Origin of the sequence: Pseudooceanicola nitratireducens, assembly GCF_900109195.1 — a bacterium.
GTDB lineage: Bacteria > Pseudomonadota > Alphaproteobacteria > Rhodobacterales > Rhodobacteraceae > Pseudooceanicola > Pseudooceanicola nitratireducens.
Window position 1 is genome coordinate 1,167,881 of sequence record NZ_FNZG01000001.1, and the last position, 22,005, is coordinate 1,189,885.

General features: G+C 63.2%; 18 protein-coding genes. 8 read left to right on the forward strand and 10 right to left on the reverse strand.

The genetic code is table 11. The features are described from left to right. Positions 1–118: 118 nt before the first annotated feature. The 4 genes from recA to BMX99_RS05445 all read left to right on the forward strand — a co-directional run bounded on the left by recA (position 119) and on the right by BMX99_RS05445 (position 4,651). Positions 119–1,195 (forward strand): recombinase RecA, encoded by a 1,077-nt coding sequence (gene recA / locus BMX99_RS05430; protein ID WP_093448170.1) that lies wholly within the window; start codon positions 119–121, stop codon positions 1,193–1,195. 82 nt (positions 1,196–1,277) lie between these two features. Then, entirely contained in the window at positions 1,278–1,514 is a 237-nt protein-coding gene (locus BMX99_RS05435; RefSeq protein WP_093448173.1) for a hypothetical protein, read from the forward strand. A 157-nt stretch (positions 1,515–1,671) separates the two neighbouring features. Continuing rightward, positions 1,672–4,362, forward strand: coding sequence for an alanine--tRNA ligase (alaS, locus tag BMX99_RS05440; protein ID WP_093448176.1), 2,691 nt, complete (start codon positions 1,672–1,674; stop codon positions 4,360–4,362). A gap of 1 nt (position 4,363) precedes the next feature. Further along, on the forward strand, positions 4,364–4,651 hold the full coding sequence (locus tag BMX99_RS05445; protein ID WP_093448178.1) for a DUF1330 domain-containing protein: 288 nt from the start codon (positions 4,364–4,366) through the stop codon (positions 4,649–4,651). A 51-nt stretch (positions 4,652–4,702) separates the two neighbouring features. Here the strand turns inward: BMX99_RS05445 and BMX99_RS05450 are convergent, their stop codons facing one another. Next, positions 4,703–5,284: a VOC family protein gene (locus BMX99_RS05450; RefSeq protein ID WP_093448180.1), complete on the reverse strand. Its 582-nt coding sequence runs from the start codon at positions 5,282–5,284 to the stop codon at positions 4,703–4,705. A 141-nt stretch (positions 5,285–5,425) separates the two neighbouring features. Here BMX99_RS05450 and BMX99_RS05455 point away from each other — a divergent pair, with 141 nt between their 5' ends. Beyond that, on the forward strand, positions 5,426–6,385 hold the full coding sequence (locus BMX99_RS05455; protein ID WP_093448183.1) for a glutathione S-transferase family protein: 960 nt from the start codon (positions 5,426–5,428) through the stop codon (positions 6,383–6,385). 46 nt (positions 6,386–6,431) lie between these two features. On the opposite strand, the gene typA is transcribed toward BMX99_RS05455, so the two are convergent. The 3 genes from typA to ssb all read right to left on the reverse strand — a co-directional run bounded on the left by typA (position 6,432) and on the right by ssb (position 10,415). Then, entirely contained in the window at positions 6,432–8,249 is a 1,818-nt protein-coding gene (gene typA, locus BMX99_RS05460; protein ID WP_093448186.1) for a translational GTPase TypA, read from the reverse strand. A gap of 68 nt (positions 8,250–8,317) precedes the next feature. Then, positions 8,318–9,169: a GNAT family N-acetyltransferase gene (locus BMX99_RS05465; RefSeq protein ID WP_093448188.1), complete on the reverse strand. Its 852-nt coding sequence runs from the start codon at positions 9,167–9,169 to the stop codon at positions 8,318–8,320. Between the two features lie 724 nt (positions 9,170–9,893). Then, entirely contained in the window at positions 9,894–10,415 is a 522-nt protein-coding gene (gene ssb / locus BMX99_RS05470) for a single-stranded DNA-binding protein (protein WP_093448191.1), read from the reverse strand. A gap of 260 nt (positions 10,416–10,675) precedes the next feature. Here ssb and BMX99_RS05475 point away from each other — a divergent pair, with 260 nt between their 5' ends. Then, positions 10,676–11,293: a lytic transglycosylase domain-containing protein gene (locus BMX99_RS05475; protein WP_093448193.1), complete on the forward strand. Its 618-nt coding sequence runs from the start codon at positions 10,676–10,678 to the stop codon at positions 11,291–11,293. A gap of 172 nt (positions 11,294–11,465) precedes the next feature. Beyond that, entirely contained in the window at positions 11,466–11,984 is a 519-nt protein-coding gene (locus BMX99_RS05480) for a hypothetical protein (protein ID WP_093448196.1), read from the forward strand. Positions 11,985–12,055: 71 nt separating this feature from the next. Here BMX99_RS05480 and BMX99_RS05485 read toward each other — a convergent pair whose 3' ends face one another. From BMX99_RS05485 to miaA, 6 genes are all read right to left on the reverse strand, one after another. Further along, positions 12,056–14,152: a dipeptide ABC transporter ATP-binding protein gene (locus BMX99_RS05485; protein WP_093448199.1), complete on the reverse strand. Its 2,097-nt coding sequence runs from the start codon at positions 14,150–14,152 to the stop codon at positions 12,056–12,058. A 191-nt stretch (positions 14,153–14,343) separates the two neighbouring features. Beyond that, complete coding sequence (locus BMX99_RS05490) at positions 14,344–15,540, reverse strand: ABC transporter permease (RefSeq protein WP_093448202.1); 1,197 nt, start codon at positions 15,538–15,540, stop codon at positions 14,344–14,346. 8 nt (positions 15,541–15,548) lie between these two features. Beyond that, a complete protein-coding gene (locus tag BMX99_RS05495; protein ID WP_093448205.1) occupies positions 15,549–16,592 on the reverse strand; it encodes an ABC transporter permease in 1,044 nt (347 codons plus the stop codon). A gap of 195 nt (positions 16,593–16,787) precedes the next feature. Then, positions 16,788–18,443 (reverse strand): ABC transporter substrate-binding protein, encoded by a 1,656-nt coding sequence (locus tag BMX99_RS05500; RefSeq protein ID WP_244525575.1) that lies wholly within the window; start codon positions 18,441–18,443, stop codon positions 16,788–16,790. 434 nt (positions 18,444–18,877) lie between these two features. Then, positions 18,878–19,711 (reverse strand): AraC family transcriptional regulator, encoded by an 834-nt coding sequence (locus BMX99_RS05505; protein WP_093448208.1) that lies wholly within the window; start codon positions 19,709–19,711, stop codon positions 18,878–18,880. A gap of 172 nt (positions 19,712–19,883) precedes the next feature. Further along, positions 19,884–20,774 carry a tRNA (adenosine(37)-N6)-dimethylallyltransferase MiaA gene (gene miaA / locus BMX99_RS05510; protein ID WP_244525574.1) on the reverse strand — a complete coding sequence of 297 codons (891 nt, stop codon included), beginning with the start codon at positions 20,772–20,774 and terminating at the stop codon, positions 19,884–19,886. A 115-nt stretch (positions 20,775–20,889) separates the two neighbouring features. On the opposite strand from miaA, the gene pyrH reads away from it, so the two are divergent. After that, positions 20,890–21,618, forward strand: a complete 729-nt coding sequence (gene pyrH / locus BMX99_RS05515) for a UMP kinase (protein ID WP_093448213.1) — start codon at positions 20,890–20,892, stop codon at positions 21,616–21,618. The last annotated feature ends 387 nt before the right edge of the window (positions 21,619–22,005 follow it).

Consider the following 22,005-nt stretch of genomic DNA (forward strand, 5'->3'; position numbering starts at 1 on the left):
TGTCAGCGGGAAAGATTTTTCTTGAAATGTTCTCATTTTGATCTCATATGAGAACAAGAGGCGAACAAAGGCGGTCATTGCCGCCGTTTATCGGGTATGAAATAAGGGGCTGAACCAGATGGCAACGGCAGATCTTCTCTCAATGGACAGCAAGCGCGACACGAACAAACAAAAGGCGCTCGACAGCGCCCTGGCCCAGATCGAACGGCAGTTCGGAAAGGGGTCGATCATGAAACTGGGCGGCAAGGACGCCATCCAGCAGATCGAGGCGACCTCGACCGGCTCTCTCGGGCTCGACATCGCGCTTGGGATCGGCGGCCTGCCCAAGGGCCGGATCGTCGAAATCTATGGCCCCGAATCCTCGGGTAAAACAACGCTGACCCTGCATTGCGTGGCTGAGGAACAGAAAAAGGGCGGCGTCTGCGCCTTTGTCGACGCGGAACATGCGCTGGACCCCGGCTATGCGAAGAAACTGGGCGTCGACCTGGACGAGCTGCTGATTTCCCAGCCCGACACCGGCGAACAGGCGCTTGAAATCACCGACACGCTGGTGCGATCGGGCGCGGTTTCCATGGTCATCGTCGACTCGGTCGCGGCGCTGACGCCGAAATCGGAACTCGAAGGAGACATGGGCGACAGCTCGGTCGGCGTGCACGCCCGCCTGATGTCCCAGGCCATGCGCAAGCTGACGGCCTCGATCGCGCGGTCGAACTGCATGGTGATCTTCATCAACCAGATCCGCATGAAGATTGGCGTCATGTTCGGCTCGCCCGAAACGACGACCGGCGGTAACGCGTTGAAGTTCTATTCCTCCGTCCGCCTCGACATCCGCCGCATCGGCGCGATCAAGGAACGCGACGAGGTCGTGGGCAACCAGACCCGCGTCAAGGTCGTCAAGAACAAGGTCGCCCCGCCGTTCAAACAGGTGGAATTCGACATCATGTATGGCGAAGGCATCTCGAAAACCGGGGAACTTCTGGACCTTGGCGTCAAGGCCGGCGTGGTCGAAAAGTCGGGTTCCTGGTATTCCTACGGTGACGAACGCATCGGCCAGGGTCGCGAAAACGCCAAGGGCTTCCTGAAGGAAAACACCGAAATCGCGCTGCAGATCGAAGACAAGATCCGCGCCGCCCACGGGTTGGAATTCGACATGGCCGACGAAGACAAGGTCGAGGATGACGTTCTGGACGGTTGATCCCGGCATCTGATGAACAAAGCCCGGTGCGCCCGAAGCGCGCCGGGCTTTTCTTTTGCGCGGTCCCGTGATTGTTTGCCCTATGGCACATGAAAATCAGGTTCTTCAGTCGGTTAACCTGGAGGGAGAGACGATCTGCGTCGACATCTTCCGCCGCCCCGACGGCAGCTATGGGTTCGACGAATTCCGCCGCGACCCAGAGGATGGGCGCGGCTGGTACAGCATCGGATATTACGGTGATCAGCGGTACCCGAGTGAAGACGCCGCCCGCGCCGCCGCGCGTCAGGCCGTGGCCTGGTTCGCTGATCTGACCGCGTGATCCCGCCCGCACCAATGGGAACCGGGAAACCGGGGCAGGGCGCAGACGAAAATCCGACCCAAAGCCCGGCCTGTCCCCCCCGCAAATGCCTTTACCATATGACCGACAAGGTTTATCCCCGCTCCAACCGGAATTCTGACCGAAAGCTCATCATCCCATGACTGGCCTCGCCGACATCCGCTCGACCTTTCTGAACTACTTCAACAAGCAGGGGCATGAAATCGTGCCCTCCAGCCCGCTTGTGCCGCGCAACGACCCGACGCTGATGTTTGCGAACTCTGGCATGGTGCAGTTCAAGAACCTGTTCACCGGGGTCGAGACCCGCGACTACAAACGCGCCACCACCGCCCAGAAATGCGTGCGCGCCGGCGGCAAGCATAACGACCTCGACAACGTCGGCTATACCGCGCGTCACCATACCTTCTTTGAAATGCTTGGGAATTTCAGCTTCGGCGATTATTTCAAATCCGACGCGATCCCCTTTGCCTGGGAAATGGTGACCAAGGAACTGGCTATCCCCAAGGACAAGCTGCTGGTCACGGTCTATGAGACCGATGATGAGGCCGCCGAGATCTGGAAAAAGGTCGCGGGCATTTCCGACGACCGCATCATCCGCATCGGCGACAAGCCGGGCGGCGGCTCGGACAACTTCTGGCAGATGGGGCCGACCGGTCCCTGCGGCCCCTGCACCGAGATCTTCTATGACCACGGCGACAAGTTCTGGGGCGGCCCTCCGGGAAGCCCGGAAGAAGACGGCGACCGGTTCATCGAGATCTGGAACCTCGTCTTCATGCAATATGAACAGTTCGAGGACGGCTCGCGGCGCGAGTTGACCGCGCAATCCATCGACACCGGCATGGGCATCGAACGGGTCGCGGCGCTGTTGCAGGGCACCAATGACAACTATGCCACCGACCTGATGCGCGCACTGATCGAAGACAGCGCGCACAAGACCTCGACCGATCCGGATGGGCCGGGCAAGACGCACCACCGGGTGATCGCGGATCACCTGCGTTCGACTTCGTTCTTGATTGCCGATGGCGTCATGCCCTCGAACGATGGGCGCGGCTATGTGCTGCGCCGGATCATGCGTCGCGCCATGCGTCACGCGCATCTTCTGGGGTCGCAGGACCCGCTGATGCACCGACTTGTACCGGAACTGGTCCGCCAGATGGGCGAGGCTTACCCTGAGTTGCGCCAGGCTCAGGCCCTGATCGAGGAAACGCTGAAACTGGAAGAAACCCGCTTCCGTCAGACACTTGACCGTGGCCTGAAGCTGCTGGACGAAGAACTCTCTGGCCTGTCCGACGATCAGGCCCTGCCCGGTGCGGCGGCGTTCAAGCTGTATGACACCTATGGCTTCCCGCTGGATCTGACGCAGGACGCGCTGCGCGAAAAGGGCCGCACGGTCGATACCGACGGCTTCGACAACGCCATGGCAGAACAGAAGGCCAAGGCGCGCGCCGCCTGGGCGGGCACCGGCGAAAGTGCTGACCTGACCATCTGGTTCGACGTCGCCGATCAGCATGGCGCGACCGATTTCCTGGGCTACGACACCGAAACGGCCGAGGGACAGATCATCGCGATCATCAAGGACGGCGCGTCCGTGACCGAGCTGAAGGACGGTGAAGAGGGCTGGATCGTCACCAACCAGACGCCGTTCTACGGCGAATCCGGTGGCCAGGTCGGTGACACCGGCTGGCTGCGCCGGCTGGAAGACGAAGACGACATCGCAACCGTGACCGACACCCAGAAAATGGGCGGCGGCAAGGTCTTTGCGCATCACGTCAAGATTGATCGCGGCACCTTCAAGGGCTCGGATGCCGTCGCGCTTGAGGTCGATCACACCCGCCGCGCCACGATCCGCGCCAACCACTCGGCCACGCACCTGCTGCATGAAGCCCTGCGCGAAGCGCTTGGTGATCACGTCGCGCAGCGCGGGTCGCTGAACGCGCCGGATCGTCTGCGGTTCGATTTCAGCCATTCCGCCGCGCTCTCGGCCGAGGAACTGGCCCGTGTCGAGGGTGAGGTGAACGCCTTCATCCGTCAGAATACGCCGGTCGAAACCCGGATCATGACGCCCGATGACGCCCGCGGCCTTGGGGCCCAGGCGCTGTTCGGCGAGAAATACGGCGACGAAGTGCGCGTCGTCTCCATGGGGCGGAAGAACACCGGTAAGGGGACCGACGGCAACACCTATTCGCTGGAGCTTTGCGGCGGCACCCATGTAACCCGCACCGGCGACATCGGGGCCTTTGCCCTGACGTCCGAAACCGCGTCCTCCGCCGGCGTGCGCCGGATCGAGGCGCTGACCGGGCAGGCCGCCATGGCGGAACTGCGCGGGCGCGACCAGGCGCTTGGCCAGATTGAAGGCATGCTGAAAGCCACCGGCGATGATGCCGTGGCCCGCGTCAAGGCCATGCTGGAAGAACGCCGCGCCCTGCAGAACGAAGTGGCGCAACTGCGTCGTGACCTGGCCATGTCCGGTGGATCCGGGCAGGGCGGTGGCGCGGAAGCCAAGGAAATCAACGGGGTGAAGTTCCTGGCCCAGGCGCTGACCGGCGTGTCCGGCAAGGATCTGCCCAGCCTGATCGATCAGTTCAAGGACCAGATCGGCTCTGGCGCGGTGCTTCTGATCGCCGACACTGGTGGCAAGGCCGCCGTGGCGGCCGGCGTGACCGCCGACCTGACCGACAAGATCTCGGCCGTGGACCTGGTCCGCGCGGCCGTGCCGGAACTGGGCGGCAAGGGCGGCGGTGGCCGTCCGGACATGGCGCAGGGCGGGGGCGCGGATGCCTCCAACGCCGACGCCGCAATCAAGGCCGCCGAGGCCGTATTGGGAGGATAAGATGCCTGCACTCTGGATTGCCCACGTCACAGTGACCGACGCGGAAGCCTATGGAAAATATGCCGAATTGGCCGGTCCTGCGATCGCCAAGCACGGCGGAACCTTTGTCGCGCGCGGCGGTCGTTTCGTGCAGCTGGAAGGCAAGGAGCGTCCGCGCAATGTCGTGGCCCGCTTCCCCTCGGTCGAGGCAGCGGTGGATTGCTACAATTCGCCGGAATACCAAGAAGCGCTCGACCACGCCCGCGGCGCGAGCGAGCGGGAGCTGATGGTCGTCGAGACCTCGGAATAAATTCCCCTTCACGGGGATCGAAAGGGCACCCCACGGGGTGCCCTTTGCGTTTCAGTAAGGATTGCGCGGGGATCGGTCGCCCGACAGCGTTTGCTGGCGGCGGGTCACAAGCAGTTCAATTGCATCGGCCAGGTGCTCCTGGGCGATGTTGTAGTCACCGCGGTCGACGCGGATGCGATGCGCTTCGATCATCACATCGGCATGGGTGCAGCCGACGGGCGGTTCGAAGCGATAGCTAGCCAGTTCGATCAGCAACCCCATGGGATCCTTGAAGTAGATCGAATCCATGAACCCCCGGTCCTTGGGGCCGGAATGTTTGATCCCGCGTTCGTCCAGCCGTTTGACGGCCTGATCCCAGGTCGCTTTGGACATGTTGAACGCCAGATGGTGCACGCATCCCGGGTCGGTCGGAGTGCGGCGTGGATCGGGCGTGCGTTTTTCATTGGTGAAAACGGTGATCAGCCGCCCGTCACCGGGATCGAAATACAGGTGCCCTTCGTCAGGGTTATCAAGATTCGGTTGATCAAAGATGAAGGGCATGCCCAGCACGCCTTCCCAGAAATCAATGCTAGTCTGCCGGTCGGCCCCGGTCAGGGTGATGTGATGAACCCCTTGGGTCTGCAGTTTACGCATGTTGTCCTCCGTCGTTGATCCAAGAATAGGGCCATGGCGGTGAAAGGGAACGCCCGGCTGCGCACCATTTCTGTGTGCAAACGCGCAAATACATCGCGGAAAACTGGGGTATATGTGCGTCGAAGCTGTTTGGAGATGACGATGCTGGTGAATGGAACATGGTCCAAGGACTGGGACCCGGTGCAGAAATCCGACGAAAAGGGGCGTTTTGTGCGCCAGACCTCCAGCTTTCGCAGCTGGATCACCCCGGATGGCAGCGCCGGTCCAACTGGGGACGCGGGGTTCAAGGCCGAACCCGGGCGCTATCGCCTGTACGTGGCCTTCATCTGCCCCTGGGCCTCGCGCACGCTGATGGCGCGCAAGCTGAAGGGGCTGGACCAGATGATTGCCGTCACTGTCGTGAACCCGACACTGACCGATCAGGGCTGGGCCTTTGGCGGCTATCCCGGCGCGGACGACGATCCGCTGTTTGGGTCGGCCTATATGCACGAACTCTACACCCGTGCGGATCCGCAGTTCACCGGCCGCGCCACGGTTCCCGTGCTTTGGGACAAACAGACCAGCACCATCGTGAACAACGAAAGCGCCGACATTCTGCGCATGCTGGACACCGCCTTTGAACACCTCGTGCCCTCGGACCTGCGGCTGTATCCGACCGATCTGGGGCCCGAGATCGACGCGCTGAACGCCGATGTTTACCAGTCCTTCAACAATGGCGTGTACAAGGCGGGCTTCGCCACCACGCAAGAGGCCTATGACGAGGCGGTCACAGGCGTCTTCGACACGCTCGCCCGGTTAGAGGACCGGCTGACCGGGGATTACCTGTTCGGGGATCGCCTGACCGAAACGGATATACGCACCTTTGTCACGCTGATCCGCTTTGACGCGGCCTATCACGGGATCTTCAAGACCAACCGCCGCCAGATTGCCGATTACCCGCGCCTGCAGGCCTATATGGAAAGGATCTATCACCTGCCCGGCGTGGCGGAGACGGTGAACATGGACCACATCACGCGCGGCTATTATTCGATCAAGGCCTTGAATCCGAACGGTATTCGCCCGACCGGTCCGGCGCATATCACCGCGCTGACCGGCGGGTGACCCATAAACGAAGACGGGGGGCTCAGCGCCCCCCGTTTCAATTCAATCAGCTGGATTTCGACATCCGCTTCCGCTCATGCGGGTCCAGATAGCGCTTGCGCAGACGCACCGCGTTCGGCGTCACCTCGACCAGCTCGTCGTCGTTGATATAGGCGATCGCCTCTTCCAGCGACATGGTCACTGGCGTGGTCAGGCGGACCGCTTCATCGGTGCCCGAGGCCCGAACGTTGGTCAGCTTCTTGCCCTTAAGCGGGTTCACTTCCAGATCGTTGTCGCGCGAATGTTCGCCGATGATCATGCCGGTGTAGACAGGTGCCTGGGCACCCAGGAACATCTTGCCGCGATCTTCCAGGTTCCACAGCGCATAGGCCACGGCCTCACCATTCTCCATCGAGATCAGAACGCCAGCGCGGCGGCCGTCGATCGGACCCTTGTGCGCGGTCCAGCCGTGGAACACGCGGTTCATCACGCCCGTGCCGCGCGTATCGGTCAGGAATTCACCGTGATAGCCGATCAGACCGCGCGACGGCACGTTGGCCACGATGCGGGTCTTGCCGGCACCGGCGGGGCGCATCTCGACCAGTTCACCCTTGCGGGGGCCGGTGATCTTTTCGATCACCGCACCGGTGTATTCGTCATCCACGTCGATGGTGACTTCTTCGACCGGCTCTTCGCGGCCGCTGTCGCCGTCGCGCATGATCACCTGCGGGCGAGAGATCGACAGTTCGAACCCTTCGCGGCGCATGTTCTCGATCAGCACACCCATCTGAAGTTCGCCCCGCCCCGACACCTCGAACGCCTCGCCACCCGGCGTGTCGGCGATCTTGATCGCAACGTTGCCTTCGGCTTCTTTCATCAGGCGTTCGCGGATTACGCGCGACTGAACCTTCTTGCCGTCACGACCGGCCAGCGGGCTGTCGTTGATGCCGAACGTCACGGTAATGGTCGGCGGATCAATGGGTTGAGCTTCCAGCGGTTCATCGACGGCCAGGGCACAGATCGTGTCGGCCACGGTCGCCTTGGTCATGCCGGCCAGGGTGACGATGTCACCGGCCGCGCCTTCGTCGATGTCAGCCTGGGCCAGGCCGCGGAAGGCCTGCACGCGGGTGACGCGGAATTGTTCGATCTTCTGGCCGACACGCGAAATCGCCTGAACCGTCTGACCAACCTTGACCTTGCCGGTTTCGACACGACCGGTCAGCAGGCGACCCATGAAGGGGTCCGAGCCAAGCGTCGTGGCCAGCATGCGGAAATCGTCATTCTGGTGCTTGATCTGCTTGGGTGCCGGCACGTGGTTCACGATCAGGTTGAACAGTGCGCTCAGATCCTTGCGCGGGCCGTCCAGATCCGCATCGGCCCAGCCGTTCCGGCCCGAGGCATACATATGCGGGAAGTCCAGCTGATCCTCGGTCGCGTCGAGCGAGGCAAAGAGGTCGAAACATTCGTCCAGCGCGCGATCGGGTTCGGCGTCGGGCTTGTCCACCTTGTTCAGCACGACGATCGGACGCAGGCCAAGGCGCAGCGCCTTGGAGGTCACGAATTTCGTCTGCGGCATCGGGCCTTCGGCCGCATCCACCAGCAGGACAACGCCGTCGACCATCGACAGGATCCGCTCGACCTCACCGCCGAAATCGGCGTGGCCGGGGGTGTCGACGATGTTGATCCGCGTGCCCTTCCACTCAACGCTCGTCGGCTTGGCGAAGATCGTGATGCCGCGCTCACGCTCCAGATCGTTGCTGTCCATGGCGCGTTCGGCAACGGCCTGGTTTTCCCGGAAAGCGCCGGATTGCTTCAGCAGCTCGTCCACGAGCGTGGTTTTGCCGTGGTCAACGTGGGCGATGATGGCGATGTTGCGCAGATCCATAGGGCGTCCTTGAGGTGGTTTGCGCCCGCCTACAATGCAAATGCAGAAAAGGCAAATGCTGAAACGCGTCAGGCAAGGGCGCGCACCCCCGGCGGGATCAGCAGTGTAGGGCCCAGAGGCCTGGCCCGCGCCCCGCAGCCCAGCTTGAACCGGGCAAGGGATCTGCCGCGATCCGTGTCGAGGCTTCCAAGGTCGATACGTCGGATGCCCCGGTCGCGAAAGCCCGTCATGGCGTACCACATCAAGAGGTTATGGGCGTGGGTCCTGCGCCCCTCTGCCCCCGTCCAGCCGATAGCATAGGTGGCGACAGCACCATGGATCAGGAACAGCATGAAGGCGAGAGTTTCGCCGTTCAGACGCGCCTGGATGAGGCAAGTCTGGTCTTTGGTAGTTTCCGCGTAGGCGGCAAGAAAACCCAAGGGATAAGAAGAATAGCCGCGTTTTGTCCTTTGTGTCTGTTCCAGGTGGATGAGGGGGGCGTGACGCGCGTATTCCAAGGGACTTTCCCGGACGGTCAGCGGGCCGTCCAGTGCCCGTCGCAATCGGTTGCGCCATTTGCCGTGCATGCCACGCCAGAGGTCGTCTGCGCCGGGACCGGACAGGGTCAGTTCGGCAACATGCTGCGGCGTCAGGATCGGCAGGCCATTGCGAAGAGAGGGGCTGAGGCCCGAGGGGTTGCATTCCTCGGGGATGATGATCCGGAAATGCCTGCGGGGCAGGTTGCGAAGCGCGGATCGTCGCGCGCCCCTCAGGTCCGCGCGGGGGGTATAGCAGATCGCCGTAGGACCAAACCGCCGCCGCAACATCAGGATCGGCGGCCCTTCGCCGGCGTCTATGTCCGTCACATCGCGGCCAAGGTGCCGCAGTGCTGCCGCGTAGCCGGGCGATTGTTGCAAGGGAAGAAGGTCAGGATCATACATCGTTCCCGCAGTATCGCGCAAACCACTGAACAGATGATGAACGGCGCAGCGAATAAATTTCGTCGGCCATCAACGCTTTGTCAAGCATTGCCCTCTACCTTCGCCGCATGAGAGATCCGCCGCCCTCGGAGTATCCAGCACCGCGCTTGACCTGGCAGGGCGCGCTGCTGCTGGCGGTCGCGTTGTCCTGCCTTTGGAGTGTCGGGGTCGGAAGCGTTTGGGTTGTGATGGTGATCCTTTAGGGCTGGTCGTGCAGTTGGGCGGAACTGCGTCGGATGATCGGTTTGGGCGCGCAATGATTGGAATGCCGCGAGGAGAAGGGAGATGTGTGCGTCTGCGAAACAGAGCGTAAGTCTGCGATAGGTGCCTCAGGCAGAAGTTTTCGGAGGTTGGGGCAAAATGCGGCGATCATCGAAATTTGTGGGGCTGTCGTTCAAACGCCTTGGTTTGGAAACCGCGGTAACATCGTTCAAACCAACTTCGCAGTCACGTCGGGACAGGCTTGGCGCAAGTACGACAGGCTGGGCACATGCAAGTCAGGCTCTTCACGAGCAAGCATAGACGTTCAACACTAGCCAAACGCTCAGCACAAAGAACAACACTAGCCAGACGCTCACTACGAAGAAGCCCCTCGCAAAGAAAAGGCCGGGCAAAACCCGGCCTCTTGATTAGCATCAGTCGCGGATCAGTGCCTTTTCAGCCCGAGGCCCCGCGAAACGTCCAATCAGAACGGGATTTCGTCGTCCAGGTCGCGGCCACCGCCACCGCCACCACCCGAGCCGCCCGACGGGCCGCTGTCGTAGCCGCCGCCATAGCTGCCGCCGCGGTCGTCGTAGCCACCACCGGAGGAGGAGCCGCCACCGTAGCCGCCACCACCACCGCCGCCGCCTTCGCCGCGACCGTCAAGTAGGGTCAGCTCACCCCGGTAGGGGCGCAGCACGACCTCGGTCGAATAGCGATCCTGGCCGGACTGATCCTGCCATTTGCGGGTTTCCAGCTGGCCCTCGATATAGACCTTGGAGCCCTTGCGCAGATATTGCTCGGCGATACGGGCAAGCGGTTCCGAGAAGATCGCAACGGAATGCCATTCCGTACGCTCGCGCCGTTCACCGGTGTTGCGGTCTTTCCAGTTCTCGGACGTGGCGATCCGCAGGTTGCAGACCTTGCCGCCATTCTGGAACGAACGCACCTCTGGGTCGCGGCCCAGATTGCCTACCAGAATGACCTTATTGACAGAACCGGCCATCGCAGCCCCCCATGCTTGTTCCTCAGATTTCGACGGTTACACCAGAGTGGCGGGGAAGAGTAAAGTTTTCGCAAAAATCTATTTTGTATGTCCCAAGGGTAAGCGCACAAAACTGGCCACGCCGGGCCCGCCAACAGGCGGCAAGGCTTTGCCGATAAGGGGAATTTGCCAAAGTCGCCGGAAAAACGGGGTGGAAAAATCCGTAAAATTCTGCCTAATCTGCGGCCGGTAAAGCGAGAAACGGACCGAGGGACAGCAATTTGGCACAGAGGAAAGCCTGGCGTGGCACCGCGCTGATCGCCGCGGCGCTTGGGGTTTGCGTGGTCCTTCCCGATCTTGCACAGGCCGAGATTCTGTCGTCACGCAACCGGGCCAAGCTGTTCGGCAGCCAGGTCGGCGTGCTCGATAACCGGGCGTCCCAGCAATACAACAACTCGGTCCGGCTGCAGCCGACGCGGATCGTCACGCCCTCGAAATGGGGGGATGAGACGGTCAAGGCCTGGCGCGGTCGCTATCGCGGCCCGCATCTGTCCACCGCTCGCGCCGCCGCGCGCCGTCATGGCGTGCCCGAGGATCTGTTCCTGCGTCTCGTCCAGCAGGAAAGCGGCTGGAACGATCAGGCACGATCGCACAAGGGGGCCATCGGCCTGGCCCAGCTGATGCCCGCCACGGCGCGCAAGCTGGGGGTCGATCCGCATGATCCGCGCGAAAACCTGGAAGGTGGCGCGCGTTATCTGGCCGAGCAATATCGCAAGTTCAAATCCTGGCGTCTGGCGCTGGCCGCATATAACGCGGGCCCCGGCGCGGTCGAAAAATACAATGGCGTGCCGCCCTACAAGGAAACCACCAACTACGTCCGGATCATCTGGGGCAGCTAGCCGCAGCTGCCCGCGATTGGGCGCGATCTGGTCCAGTCCTGCCGCGTCCGACCCGACGTCACGGGAACCTTTTCGATCCGTCGCAAGTTGTCCGTCCAGAAACGCAAATGATGCGAATGCTTAATGTCGGACCCTCCCCATGGGGTGTCCGCTTGGGCGGAAAGGACTGACAATGTTCAAGAAAACAATGACCGCAATGGGCATCGCCCTGATTGCCGCCACCCCCGCACTGGCCCTGGAAGGCCCGTTCCCGATCAAGGACATCGACGCGGATACGAATTTCCAGGCGATGGAGAACCCGAATGCGCTGGACCATTACCCGGACCTCGCCAATGACATCGAGAACGCCATCCGCGCCCGTGCCGATCTGGCCGATGAGGACGATTATCGCCCGCTGAACCTGGACATTCAGGTCACGGCGCTGCGTCTGAACGACAACCCGGTGCTGACCGACGATGGGGAATTCAACATCCTCGAAGGCATCGTGAACGTCTACGACGAGGCCAACCCGCAGCCGATCCGGACCGAGCCGATCATCCTGGAGGCGATGGAAGCCGAAGTGCCGTACCCGGCCTTCTCGCCGGACAATGACGATTTCTACAAGGCGATGGTCTATGCCTTTGCAGACCGCGCCGTGTCGATCGCCGGTGAGATCACCGAGCTTCCGGACGAAGCCGAAATCCGCAACTGATCCAAAGCCCTGGATCGCGAAAGGCCCCCGCCATGTCGGGGGCCTTTTTGCATGGGGCGTGCCGTCGGCGATCAGCCCGAGGCCAGCTTGATCACCGGCTCCATCGCGGCCAGCTGTGCCTCGCTCAGGTGGCATTTGATCTGGTGGCCATCGACCTGGCGCAGGGGCGGCACCTGGGTGTCGCACAGGTCGCCGGGGACCTGGGATTTGCGATGGCAGCGGGTCTGAAACGGGCAGCCGGGCGGCGGGTTCATGGCCGAAGGGATGTCGCCGTCCAGCACGATATGCTGTTTCTTAACGCTGGTGCCGGCGATCGGGACGGCGGACAAAAGCGCCTCGGTATAGGGGTGGTAGGGGGGCGAGAAGACCTGATCGACCGTGCCCAGTTCGACCACATGGCCCAGGTACATCACCATCACCCGGTCGCTGAGATAGCGCACGATGGACAGGTCGTGGCTGATGAAGAGCAGCGTGGTCTTTTCTTCGCGCTGGATGTCCATCAGCAGGTCCGTCACCGCCGCCTGAACTGACACATCAAGCGCCGAGACGGGTTCATCCGCCACCACGATCCGCGCGCCGCCGGCAAAGGCGCGGGCGATGCCAACCCGTTGTTTCTGCCCGCCCGAGAGCTGACGGGGCATGCGATCGGCAAATTCGCGCGGCAGTTTCACCAGGTCGAGCAGGGTCAGCATCTTGTCGCGGCGTTCGGCGTCGCTGTCGCCGATGCCGAAGACCTCGAGCGCGCGGATGATCTGACGGCCCACGGACATTGACGGGTTGAGTGTGTCAAAGGGGTTCTGGAACACCATCTGCACATCGGCCACCGCCTTGGCCCCGCGGTCCTCGATCCGGGTGTTCTGGATTTCGCGCCCGTCCAGGGTGATCGTGCCGCCGCTGGCGGTTTCAAGCCCCATGAGAACCTTGGCGAGGGTGGATTTGCCGCAGCCGGATTCGCCAACAATGGCAAGGGTTTCGCCTTCGCGCGCCTCGAACGACAGGCTTTCGTTCGCCTTGACCACCTTTGTCATGCCCGAGCCGATCAGCGCATTGGCCGAGACCTCGTAATACTTGCGCAGATCGTCGATCTTCAGCACGACCTCGCCCACCTCGGCGCGGAGTTTGCGGTCGCCTAGGTCCGGGGGCGTGTCCCAGTCGATTTCCGCGTGGCGCAGGCAGCGGGTTGTGTGGGGGTCATCGCCGGCGATGGCCTCCATCGGGATCGGGCGGGCATCGCAGCGGCCGGGTTCGAAATAATCGCAGCGCGGGCCGAAATTGCAGCCGGGGGGCCGTTCATGCGGCAGGGGGAAATTGCCGGGGATCGCCACCAGCGGGCGCGCGGTCTTGTCCGCGCCGGGCAGGGGGATCGACCGGAACAGCGCCTGGGTATAGGGGTGGCGCATCTGGTCGAAGACATCCCCGATCGAGCCGCGTTCGACCGCCTCGCCAGAGTACATCACGCAGATCCGGTCGCAGGTCTCCAAGACTAGCCCGAGGTTGTGCGAGATGAACAGCATCGAGGTGCCGTATTTGCGGCCCAGGTCCTTGACCAGATCGACAATCGCCGCCTCGACCGTCACGTCAAGCGCGGTGGTCGGTTCATCCAGGATCAGCAGCGCCGGTTTTGACATCAAGGCCATGGCGATCACGATGCGCTGCTGCTGCCCGCCGGAGAGCTGGTGCGGATAAGAGTTCAGGATGCGTTTCGGGTCGGGCAGCTTGACGTCGGTGACGACCTGCAGGGCGCGGGCCATGGCCTCGGGTCTGGAGATACCTTCGTGGATCATCGGCACCTCGATCAGCTGCTTGCCGATCTTCATCGCCGGGTTCAGCGAGGCCATGGGCTCCTGATAGATCATGGCGATCTGGTTGCCGCGGATGTCGCGCAACGCCTGGGGTGAGAGTGCCGACAGGTCCTGGCCCTTGAAGCGGATCGTGCCGCCGGTGATCCGCCCGTTCACGCCGAGATCCTGCATGACGCCAAGCGCCACGGTGGATTTGCCGCAGCCGGATTCGCCGACGAGGCCGACCGCCTCGCCCGGCTGAACCTTGACCGAGAAGTCCATGACGGCGGGGATTTCGCCGTCGCGGGTGAAGAAGGAGATCGAGAGCTGGTCGATTTCCAGGATGGGGGTGTCGGTGGTTGGGGGGGCGGTGTCAGCTTGGGTCACGTAAAGCTCCTTGGCGGACGTTGCGCAGGCGAGGGTGGCGCTGCCCCGTCACACCAAAGGCGTGCCGACGTGGAAGGGGCGAGGGGGCGCTGCCCCGTCACGCCGAAGGCGTGCCGACGTAGAAGGAAGCGAGGGGGCTCTGCCCCCTCGCGCTCCCCCGGGATATTTCTGGCAAGAGGATGGGGCATGGGTCAGTCCTTCAGGCTTTCTTCGCGCAGGCCATCGGCGAGCAGGTTGAGGCCGAGGACAAGCGACAGCAGGGCGAAGGCGGGCACGATGGCGGGGTGCGGGTAGATCGACAGAAGCTTGCGGCCCTGGTTGATCGTCGTGCCCCAGTCTGGGCTGTCCGAGGGCAGGCCGAGGCCGAAGAAACCAAGCGTCCCGAGAAGGATGGTCGTATAGCCGATGCGCAGGCAGAAATCGACGAACAGGGGCCCGCGCGCGTTTGGCAGGATTTCCCACAGCATGATGTACCATGGGCCTTCGCCACGGGTCTGGGCGGCGGCCACGTAGTCGCGCGTTCGCAGGTCAAGCGCGAGGCCGCGGGTGATGCGGAAAACCGTGGGCGCATTGACGAAGACCACCGAGACGAAGACCACGAGGATGCCGCCGGGGATGTCGAAGAGGTCGAGCGTGGCGGGCAGGATGTTGACGGGAGTGCCTGCGTCAGAGACCAGCGAGAGGTAGAGCCAGCCGAGGATCAGCAGCGTGCCTGCCACCAGCAGGTTGCGCCGTGTCGGTTGCGTGTGGAAGCGCGCGTTGATCATCACCACGATGAAGAGGATCGGCAGCAGGAACAGCACCACGGCCATGTAGGAAGGGATGCCCGAGGCGACCATTTCCGGCGTAACCAGCAGGTAAAAGAGCAGGATCACCGGGAAGGCAAGGATCAGGTTGGCCAGGAACGAGAGCGCCGTATCCAGCCGCCCGCCGAAATAGCCCGCCGGCAGGCCCAGGGTGATGCCGGCCATGAAGGCGAACAGCGTGGCCAGCGGTGCGATGCGGATCACCACCCAGGCCCCCTGCACCATGCGAGAGAAGACATCGCGCGCCAGCGTGTCGCCGCCCAGCAGGTAATAGGGGTAATCGCCGTCTCCGGCCCCGCGCAGGGGCGTGCCGGGGACCTTGTTCTTCATTCCCGAGGCCGTGGACAGCGGATCATGCGTCGCGATCCAGTCGAAAAGCCCGGCAAAGACGGCCGTATAGACCCAGAACATGACGATGCCAAAGCCGATCATGCCGATCCAATTGTCGAAGAGTTTACCGTAGAGCCCCAGCCGCCGCTTGAAGGCGATGGACAGCGCGAAGGTCAGCGCAAGCGCGATCCAGACCGGGGTGAACTGAATGGCGAGGCGGAGGAGGATTTCCCCCCAGGACAGGGTTTCCATGGGCGACCTCAGCTGATGCGGATGCGGGGGTTGAGATAGACATAGCCGATGTCGGAGATCAGCTGTGTCACCAGAACCACGATGACCGACACGACCGAAATGCCCATGAGCAGGTCGATGTCATTGTTGCCCGCCGCCTGCACCAGCGCCCAGCCCAGGCCCTTGTAGTTGAACAGCGTCTCGACGATCACCACGCCGTTCAGCAGCCAGGGGAATTGCAGCATGATGACGGTAAAGGGCGCGATCAGCGCGTTGCGCAGCGCGTGTTTCAGAACGATGTTGCGGAAGGACACGCCCTTGAGCCGCGCGGTGCGGATGTATTGCGCCGTCATCACCTCGGCCATCGACGCGCGGGTCATGCGGGCGATATAGCCCATGCCGTAAAGCGCGATGGTCAGGACGGGCAGGAAGAAGTTCTCGAAGGTGGCGTTTTCCATCGCGCCGGTCGCGGTGCCCTTGAACCATTTCAGCCCCACGGCCGATGACGCAAAGACCGAGATCAGGATGACGCCCGAGACATATTCCGGCGTCGCCGTGGTGGCGATCGACAGGGTCGACAGGCCCCGGTCCAGCCGCGATCCTTCGCGCATGCCCGCCAGCACGCCGATCACAAGCGCCGTGGGCACCATCAGGATCATCACCCACAGCATCATCTTACCCGTCAGCGCAAGGCGGGTGCCGATGATCGTGCCGACCTCGTCCCGGAAGACGCGGCTGCTGCCCCAGTCGCCCTGAAGCACGCCGCAATGGCTGGGCGCGGTGGCGGCATCCTGACCCGGCGCGATGCAGCGGCCCTTGATGCTGTCGCCGTCGTCCTGGGTCCAGCCGGGCAGCACGCCCAGCCATTCGCCATAGCGCACCGCCATGGGCTGGCCAAAGCCGTTCTTGTCCAGGAACCGCGCGACCTCTTCGTCGGACATGCGCGCATTGCCTTCGAACTTGGCCACCTTTTCCAGCATCGCCGGCTGGTTGGTCAGAAAGAAGACCACGAAGCTGAGGCAGAGCGCCGTCAGCAGCATAGTCCCGATCCGCTTCAGAAGGAAAAGGAGCATCGAAATCCCTGTCTGCCTGGGCGCGCGGCCGGGACCGCCGCGCCTGGGAACTTTGGTGAAGATTGCTCTCCGGTCCTATGGCCCGCTTTTGGCCGGGCGCGGTTCAGGCCCGCGCGCGGATGCGAAAGGGCCGGTTCCGAAACCCCGGGCCCGGGCCGCGAAACGGGGCACCCCGGGGGATGTCCCAAAGCCGGATCAGGCCGAGACCCACCACTTGTAATGATGCATCTCGAAGGTGGGGTGCATCTCGGTGCCGTGCACGTTCGATTTGTAGTGCCGGAACAGGGACCGCCAGTAGGGCTGCACCATGACGCCTTCGTCCAGCATGATCGCTTCGAGCTTGGCCATGACCGCGCGCCGCTGGTCGGCATCGGCAATCGCCATCGCTTCATCCAGGAGGCCGTCGAATTCAGCGTTGGCCATGGCGGTTTCGTTCCAGGCGACGCCGCTGCGATAGGCCAGCGACAGGACCTGCACCCCAAGCGGACGCATGTTCCATTCGGTCGCGGACCAGGGATAGGTCAGCCAGTCGTTCCAGAAGGTCGAACCGGGCAGGATTTTGCGTTCCACGTTGATCCCGGCGTCGCGGATCTGGGCGGCAACGGCGTCACAGGTCTCGGACTGCCACTGGTCGTCGATCGAGATCAGCTCGAACACCGTATCGCCATGGCCCAGTTCTTCCAGCTTGGCGCGGGCGGCGGCGGGGTCGGTCGGGATGCCGGGGATATCCGCATATTCCGGGTGGATCGGGCAGACATGATGGTTTTCCGCCACGGTGCCATACCCGGCATAGCCCAGTTCCAGGATCACCGCGTTGTCGACGGCCTGGATCAGCGCCTTGCGGACCTCGCGGTCATTGTAGGGTTCATTCGCCTGGTTGAACCGCACGGTGATCGTTGCGGCGGTGACGGCCTCGGACTTGGTCCATTCCATGGCGTCCAGCACCTCGATGAACTCACCGGTGGACTGGTAGGTCATGTCGATCTCGTCCGCGTCCGCCGCAGCCACCCAGGAGGCCATGTCGGTGCCGAAATCGATGAACTCAATCCGGTCAAGATAGGCACCTTCGCCCCACCACGTGTGGTCGGTGTTCTTCACCAGCACCTGTTTCACGCCCACTTCGTTCTGCTCGGGCAGGAAAGGGCCGGTGCCGATCGGGTTCGAGGCCGGGTCTTCCCCGTCATACGACGGATGCACCACCGCTGCCGGGTAATCGGCAAAGCCCGCGATGATCGCGATGTCAGGCGTGGCCGGGCGCAGCACCACGGTGTGGTCGTCGATCTTTTCGGCCGCGCCGACGCGCAGCACGCCGGTTTCGCTGTCGATCAGCGACGCCATGCGCGAAGCCATCGAATTGCCTTCGACATTGGTTTCGCACCAGCGGGTGATGTTGAACAGCACGTCGTCCGCGGTAAAGGGATCGCCGTTGTTCCAGGTCACGCCCTTGCGGATGTTCAGCGTATATTCGGTGGCGTCGTCATTGGTGTCCCAGCTTTCCAGCAGCATGCCCTTGAACGACCCGTCGATCTGGTATTCCACCAGGTATTCCAGCCAGCCCCGGGCAAAGTTCGCCATCTCGGACCAGTCGAAATTGCGCGGGTCCTTCAGCGCCTTGGTCTGCATCTGCACGCGCAGGGTGCCGCCGGCCTGCGGCTGCATGTGGCTTTCGGCGTGCGCCGGAGTGATCCCGCCCAGCCCGTAGATCGTCGCGCTGGCAACGCCAAGCGCCGAGGCGCGGGTGATGAATTCGCGGCGGCTAAGCTTGCCGGCCTTGAATTCCCGGGCATACATCCGGGCGGCCGGGTGCACGGGCGTTGCTTCCCCGGGCTTGTTTTCCTTGTGAAGACTCATCGTCTACTCCCTGTGACACGTCTTGTTTCGCGGCGTTCTGGTTTTCTTCGGGTTTTGGGGCGGGCGCGGATCCTGCATCGCGTCTTTGGCCCTGCGCTCCGCCGACCCGGGGCCGGATGCGTAACAGATAGGCCAGAGGGCGGCGCAGTCCCGTGGTTTCTTTCTGGCCGGTCGTGGGCTTGCCCCTCGCGACCTGGCCTTCAGGTTTGGCCTTTCGGCGATCTTCTCCCCCCCCTGGGCCCGGTCAGGCTGTTTGCGACGCGGGCCTATGTCCAAAACCGACATTTCCAGCCAGCAGAAACGACATACCTTGAGATTGCAACAGGATTTCAAAGGCTTTGCAAATCACTTGACCGGCATGGAAAAAGGGCGCGCCGCTGGCACGCCCTTTGCATCCTGTCACGCGGGTCCGGCGGGGGCTGGTGCCGCTATCCTCAGGGCCGCGCCTGCTGGCGCAGGGCCGAGGGCGTCTTGCCCGTCTGGTTCTGCACGAACCGCGTGAAATAGGCCGCCGAGGAGAAACCCAGCATCTCGGCGATCAGCCGGATCGGCAGGTCGCCGCTTTCCAGCATGTCCCGCGCCGCATAAAGCACCCGCTGCGTGATCATGTCCGCCGCCGTCAGCCCCGCGACCTGACGGCAGGCCCGGCTAAGATGCGTCGGCGTCACGCCCAGGGCAGCGGCGTAATCCGCCATCGGCTTGCCGGATCGGTAATCCTTTTCGACCAGCGCACAGAAGGCCCCGATCAGCCGGTCCGCCGCAGGGATCCGCGGGTTCGGCTTGTTGTCTTCCTGTGCCAGCATCCGGCGCATCCAGACCGCCAGCAGCCCGGCGTGGGCGCGCGCGGCTTCGTCCCCGAACGCGCGGTGCGTGGATTGTTCGCGCTGCATGTTGTCCAGAAGCGCGTTGACCTCGTTCTGGGCCATCACGTCGCGGATCCGCAGGTGCTGCGGCTCTTCCGGCCAGATGCCGCTTTCATGGGCGGGCAGGTCGATGGCGATACCATAGCACTGCTTGCCCAGGTCCATGGACATCAGCGCCCCGGCCGGCACGAACAGCGCATTGTGCGCGCCGACACCCCGGCGCTTGCCCAGGATCGTTGCACGCCCCTGGCCCTTGGTCAGCCACAGGAACAGATGCGAGGCCCGGGCGTGCTGTACCTCCAGCCGCCAGGGCGACCCCATGGTCAGCTGACCCAGGCTTCGGATACGAGGAGAGGCCACCGACGCCTCATGCGGCGTCTGCGCCAGAATGTTCTGTATCTGCATGTCACACCCCTGTTGATGCACCAACGCTACGCCCTCATGTTCCAATTGGTAAAGCCCGCGACGACTTATCCACAGTATTCCCACAGAAATCCGCCGCTCCCAAGGCATTTTGGGGATGGTTTGTGGATAGCTCGGGGATAAACACCCATGCGGGCGCGGCTGGCGTTAAGAATCAACCCTTGGGTGTGTAGGGCCGCCAGTCCTTCATACGGGCCCGGAACCAGGTGCGTTGTCGTTTTGCAAACTGCCGGGTGGCAATCGTGGCCCGGTCGCGGGCCTCGTCTAGCGTCAGCTCTCCTCGCAGATGGGCGATCAGCTCGGGCGCGCCAATGGCCTTGGAGGAGGGTAGGGCGGGATCCCATCCCTCCAGGTTTTCGCGCGCTTCCTCCAGCGCGCCCTGCTCCAGCATAAGGTCAAAGCGCGCCTCGATCCGCGGGGTCAGCCAGTCCTTCGGAGCATCGACGACGATGGTCTCGGCCTCGGATGCGGGAAGGGCGGGCGGCGGCGTGTCGTCCTGCCAGGCGGCAAGCGGCCGCCCGGTGCTGCGCCAGACCTCCCAGGCGCGCTGCACCCGCATCGGATTGGCCTGGTCGATCCGCGCCAGGGTCTGCGGATCCAGATCCTTCAGCAGCGCGTCCAGCCCGTCCTCGGTCCGGATCCGGTCCGCCTCAGTGCGGATCTCGGGCGGTGTCGCCGGAATCACGGCCAGTCCTTCGGTCAGGGCCGCAAAGTAAAGCCCCGTGCCGCCGATGATGATCGGGCGCGGCCCGTCCAGAAGCGTCAGGACTTCTCGCAGCCATTCCCCGACGGAATAGGCATGATCGCGCGCCACGTGGCCATACAGCAGATGCGGAACCTTAGCTTCGTCCTCGGCCGGGGGGCGGGCGGTCAGAACGCGCCAGTTGTCGTAGACCTGGATCGCGTCGGCATTGACCACGACCCCGCCGTGACGTTCGGCAATGGCCAGGGCCAGCGCGGATTTTCCCGACGCGGTCGGACCGGCAATCAGCACGGGCCGGTCTTTCGACAGGCCATCAGGGATATCCGCGTGTGTCCCGCTCATCTCGATCCGCCGATCATCGCCGAGCTTCGGCTTTTGTGACAAAGGTGCATTGAACTGCCCTGCATTTTCGACCATTTTGCGCGCAACTTATCCCCCCGCAAATACGGAGCGCAACATGGCCGCCGATCAGCCCCAAACCACCTACAAGCGTGTCTTGCTGAAAATCTCGGGCGAGGCGCTGATGGGCGACAAGGGCTTCGGGCTGAATCCCCCGACGGTGGAACGCATCGCGCGCGAGGTCAAATCGGTGCATGACCTGGGTGTCGAGATCTGCATGGTCATCGGCGGCGGCAACATCTTCCGCGGGCTCGCGGGCTCGGCCCAGGGAATGGAACGCACCACGGCCGATTACATGGGCATGCTCGCCACCGTGATGAACGCGCTTGCGATGCAATCCGCCCTCGAAGGGCTGGGCGTATTCACCCGGGTTATCTCGGCCATTCCGATGGACCAGGTCTGCGAACCCTACATCCGCCGCCGCGCCGTGCGGCATCTGGAAAAGGGCCGCGTCTGCATCTTCGCCGCGGGCACCGGCAACCCCTATTTCACCACCGACACGGCCGCCACGCTGCGCGCCAACGAAATGGCCTGCGAGGCGATCTTCAAGGGCACCAAGGTGGACGGGGTCTACGACAAGGACCCGATGAAGCACGACGACGCCAAGCGCTATGACAAGGTGACCTATGACGAGGTGCTGGCCCAGCACCTGAACGTCATGGACGCCTCGGCCATCGCCCTGGCGCGCGACAACAAAAAACCGATCATCGTCTTTTCGCTGGACGAACCCGGTGGCTTCCGCGGCATCCTTGCCGGCCAGGGCACCTATACGATCGTCCGCGACTGATCCTCCGGGATGGTCGGATCGCCGCGCGTGGCCTCCGCCAGGCCGGAGCCCACGACGCCCCGCCCGCCATCCCGTAAACCGATCCAACCCAAGGGGCCGGTGCGCAATAGGGGGCGCTGCCCCCTCAGCTCAAAGCCAGGGCTTTGAGCTTTCACCCCCGGGATATTTATCGCAAGAGGATGTCCTGAGGTCCGTCCCCAAACATCCTCTTGCCGGAAATATCCCCGCCGGAGGCATCGCGACTGTCCTTCAGGACAGGCGCAATTGGATCGTGCGCGCCAAAGGCGCGCATTTGGATCAGCTGAGGGCTCGGGCCGGAGGATTGGTCCCTATACAAGCGCGGCGGGAAAGCTTAGAACGCCTGAGACCTGACAAAGACCGACGGGG

Excerpts from the sequence above, each read along its gene's own strand:
- miaA (WP_244525574.1), bottom strand. The coding sequence starts at position 20,774 with ATGAGCGGGACACACGCGGATATCCCTGATGGCCTGTCGAAAGACCGG.
- BMX99_RS05490 (WP_093448202.1), bottom strand. The coding sequence starts at position 15,540 with ATGGAAACCCTGTCCTGGGGGGAAATCCTCCTCCGCCTCGCCATTCAG.
- BMX99_RS05455 (WP_093448183.1), top strand. The coding sequence starts at position 5,426 with ATGCTGGTGAATGGAACATGGTCCAAGGACTGGGACCCGGTGCAGAAA.
- BMX99_RS05500 (WP_244525575.1), bottom strand. The coding sequence starts at position 18,443 with ATGAGTCTTCACAAGGAAAACAAGCCCGGGGAAGCAACGCCCGTGCAC.
- BMX99_RS05445 (WP_093448178.1), top strand. The coding sequence starts at position 4,364 with ATGCCTGCACTCTGGATTGCCCACGTCACAGTGACCGACGCGGAAGCC.
- alaS (WP_093448176.1), top strand. The coding sequence starts at position 1,672 with ATGACTGGCCTCGCCGACATCCGCTCGACCTTTCTGAACTACTTCAAC.
- pyrH (WP_093448213.1), top strand. The coding sequence starts at position 20,890 with ATGGCCGCCGATCAGCCCCAAACCACCTACAAGCGTGTCTTGCTGAAA.
- BMX99_RS05465 (WP_093448188.1), bottom strand. The coding sequence starts at position 9,169 with ATGTATGATCCTGACCTTCTTCCCTTGCAACAATCGCCCGGCTACGCG.
- ssb (WP_093448191.1), bottom strand. The coding sequence starts at position 10,415 with ATGGCCGGTTCTGTCAATAAGGTCATTCTGGTAGGCAATCTGGGCCGC.
- BMX99_RS05480 (WP_093448196.1), top strand. The coding sequence starts at position 11,466 with ATGTTCAAGAAAACAATGACCGCAATGGGCATCGCCCTGATTGCCGCC.
- BMX99_RS05495 (WP_093448205.1), bottom strand. The coding sequence starts at position 16,592 with ATGCTCCTTTTCCTTCTGAAGCGGATCGGGACTATGCTGCTGACGGCG.
- typA (WP_093448186.1), bottom strand. The coding sequence starts at position 8,249 with ATGGATCTGCGCAACATCGCCATCATCGCCCACGTTGACCACGGCAAA.
- BMX99_RS05505 (WP_093448208.1), bottom strand. The coding sequence starts at position 19,711 with ATGCAGATACAGAACATTCTGGCGCAGACGCCGCATGAGGCGTCGGTG.
- BMX99_RS05450 (WP_093448180.1), bottom strand. The coding sequence starts at position 5,284 with ATGCGTAAACTGCAGACCCAAGGGGTTCATCACATCACCCTGACCGGG.
- BMX99_RS05435 (WP_093448173.1), top strand. The coding sequence starts at position 1,278 with ATGGCACATGAAAATCAGGTTCTTCAGTCGGTTAACCTGGAGGGAGAG.
- recA (WP_093448170.1), top strand. The coding sequence starts at position 119 with ATGGCAACGGCAGATCTTCTCTCAATGGACAGCAAGCGCGACACGAAC.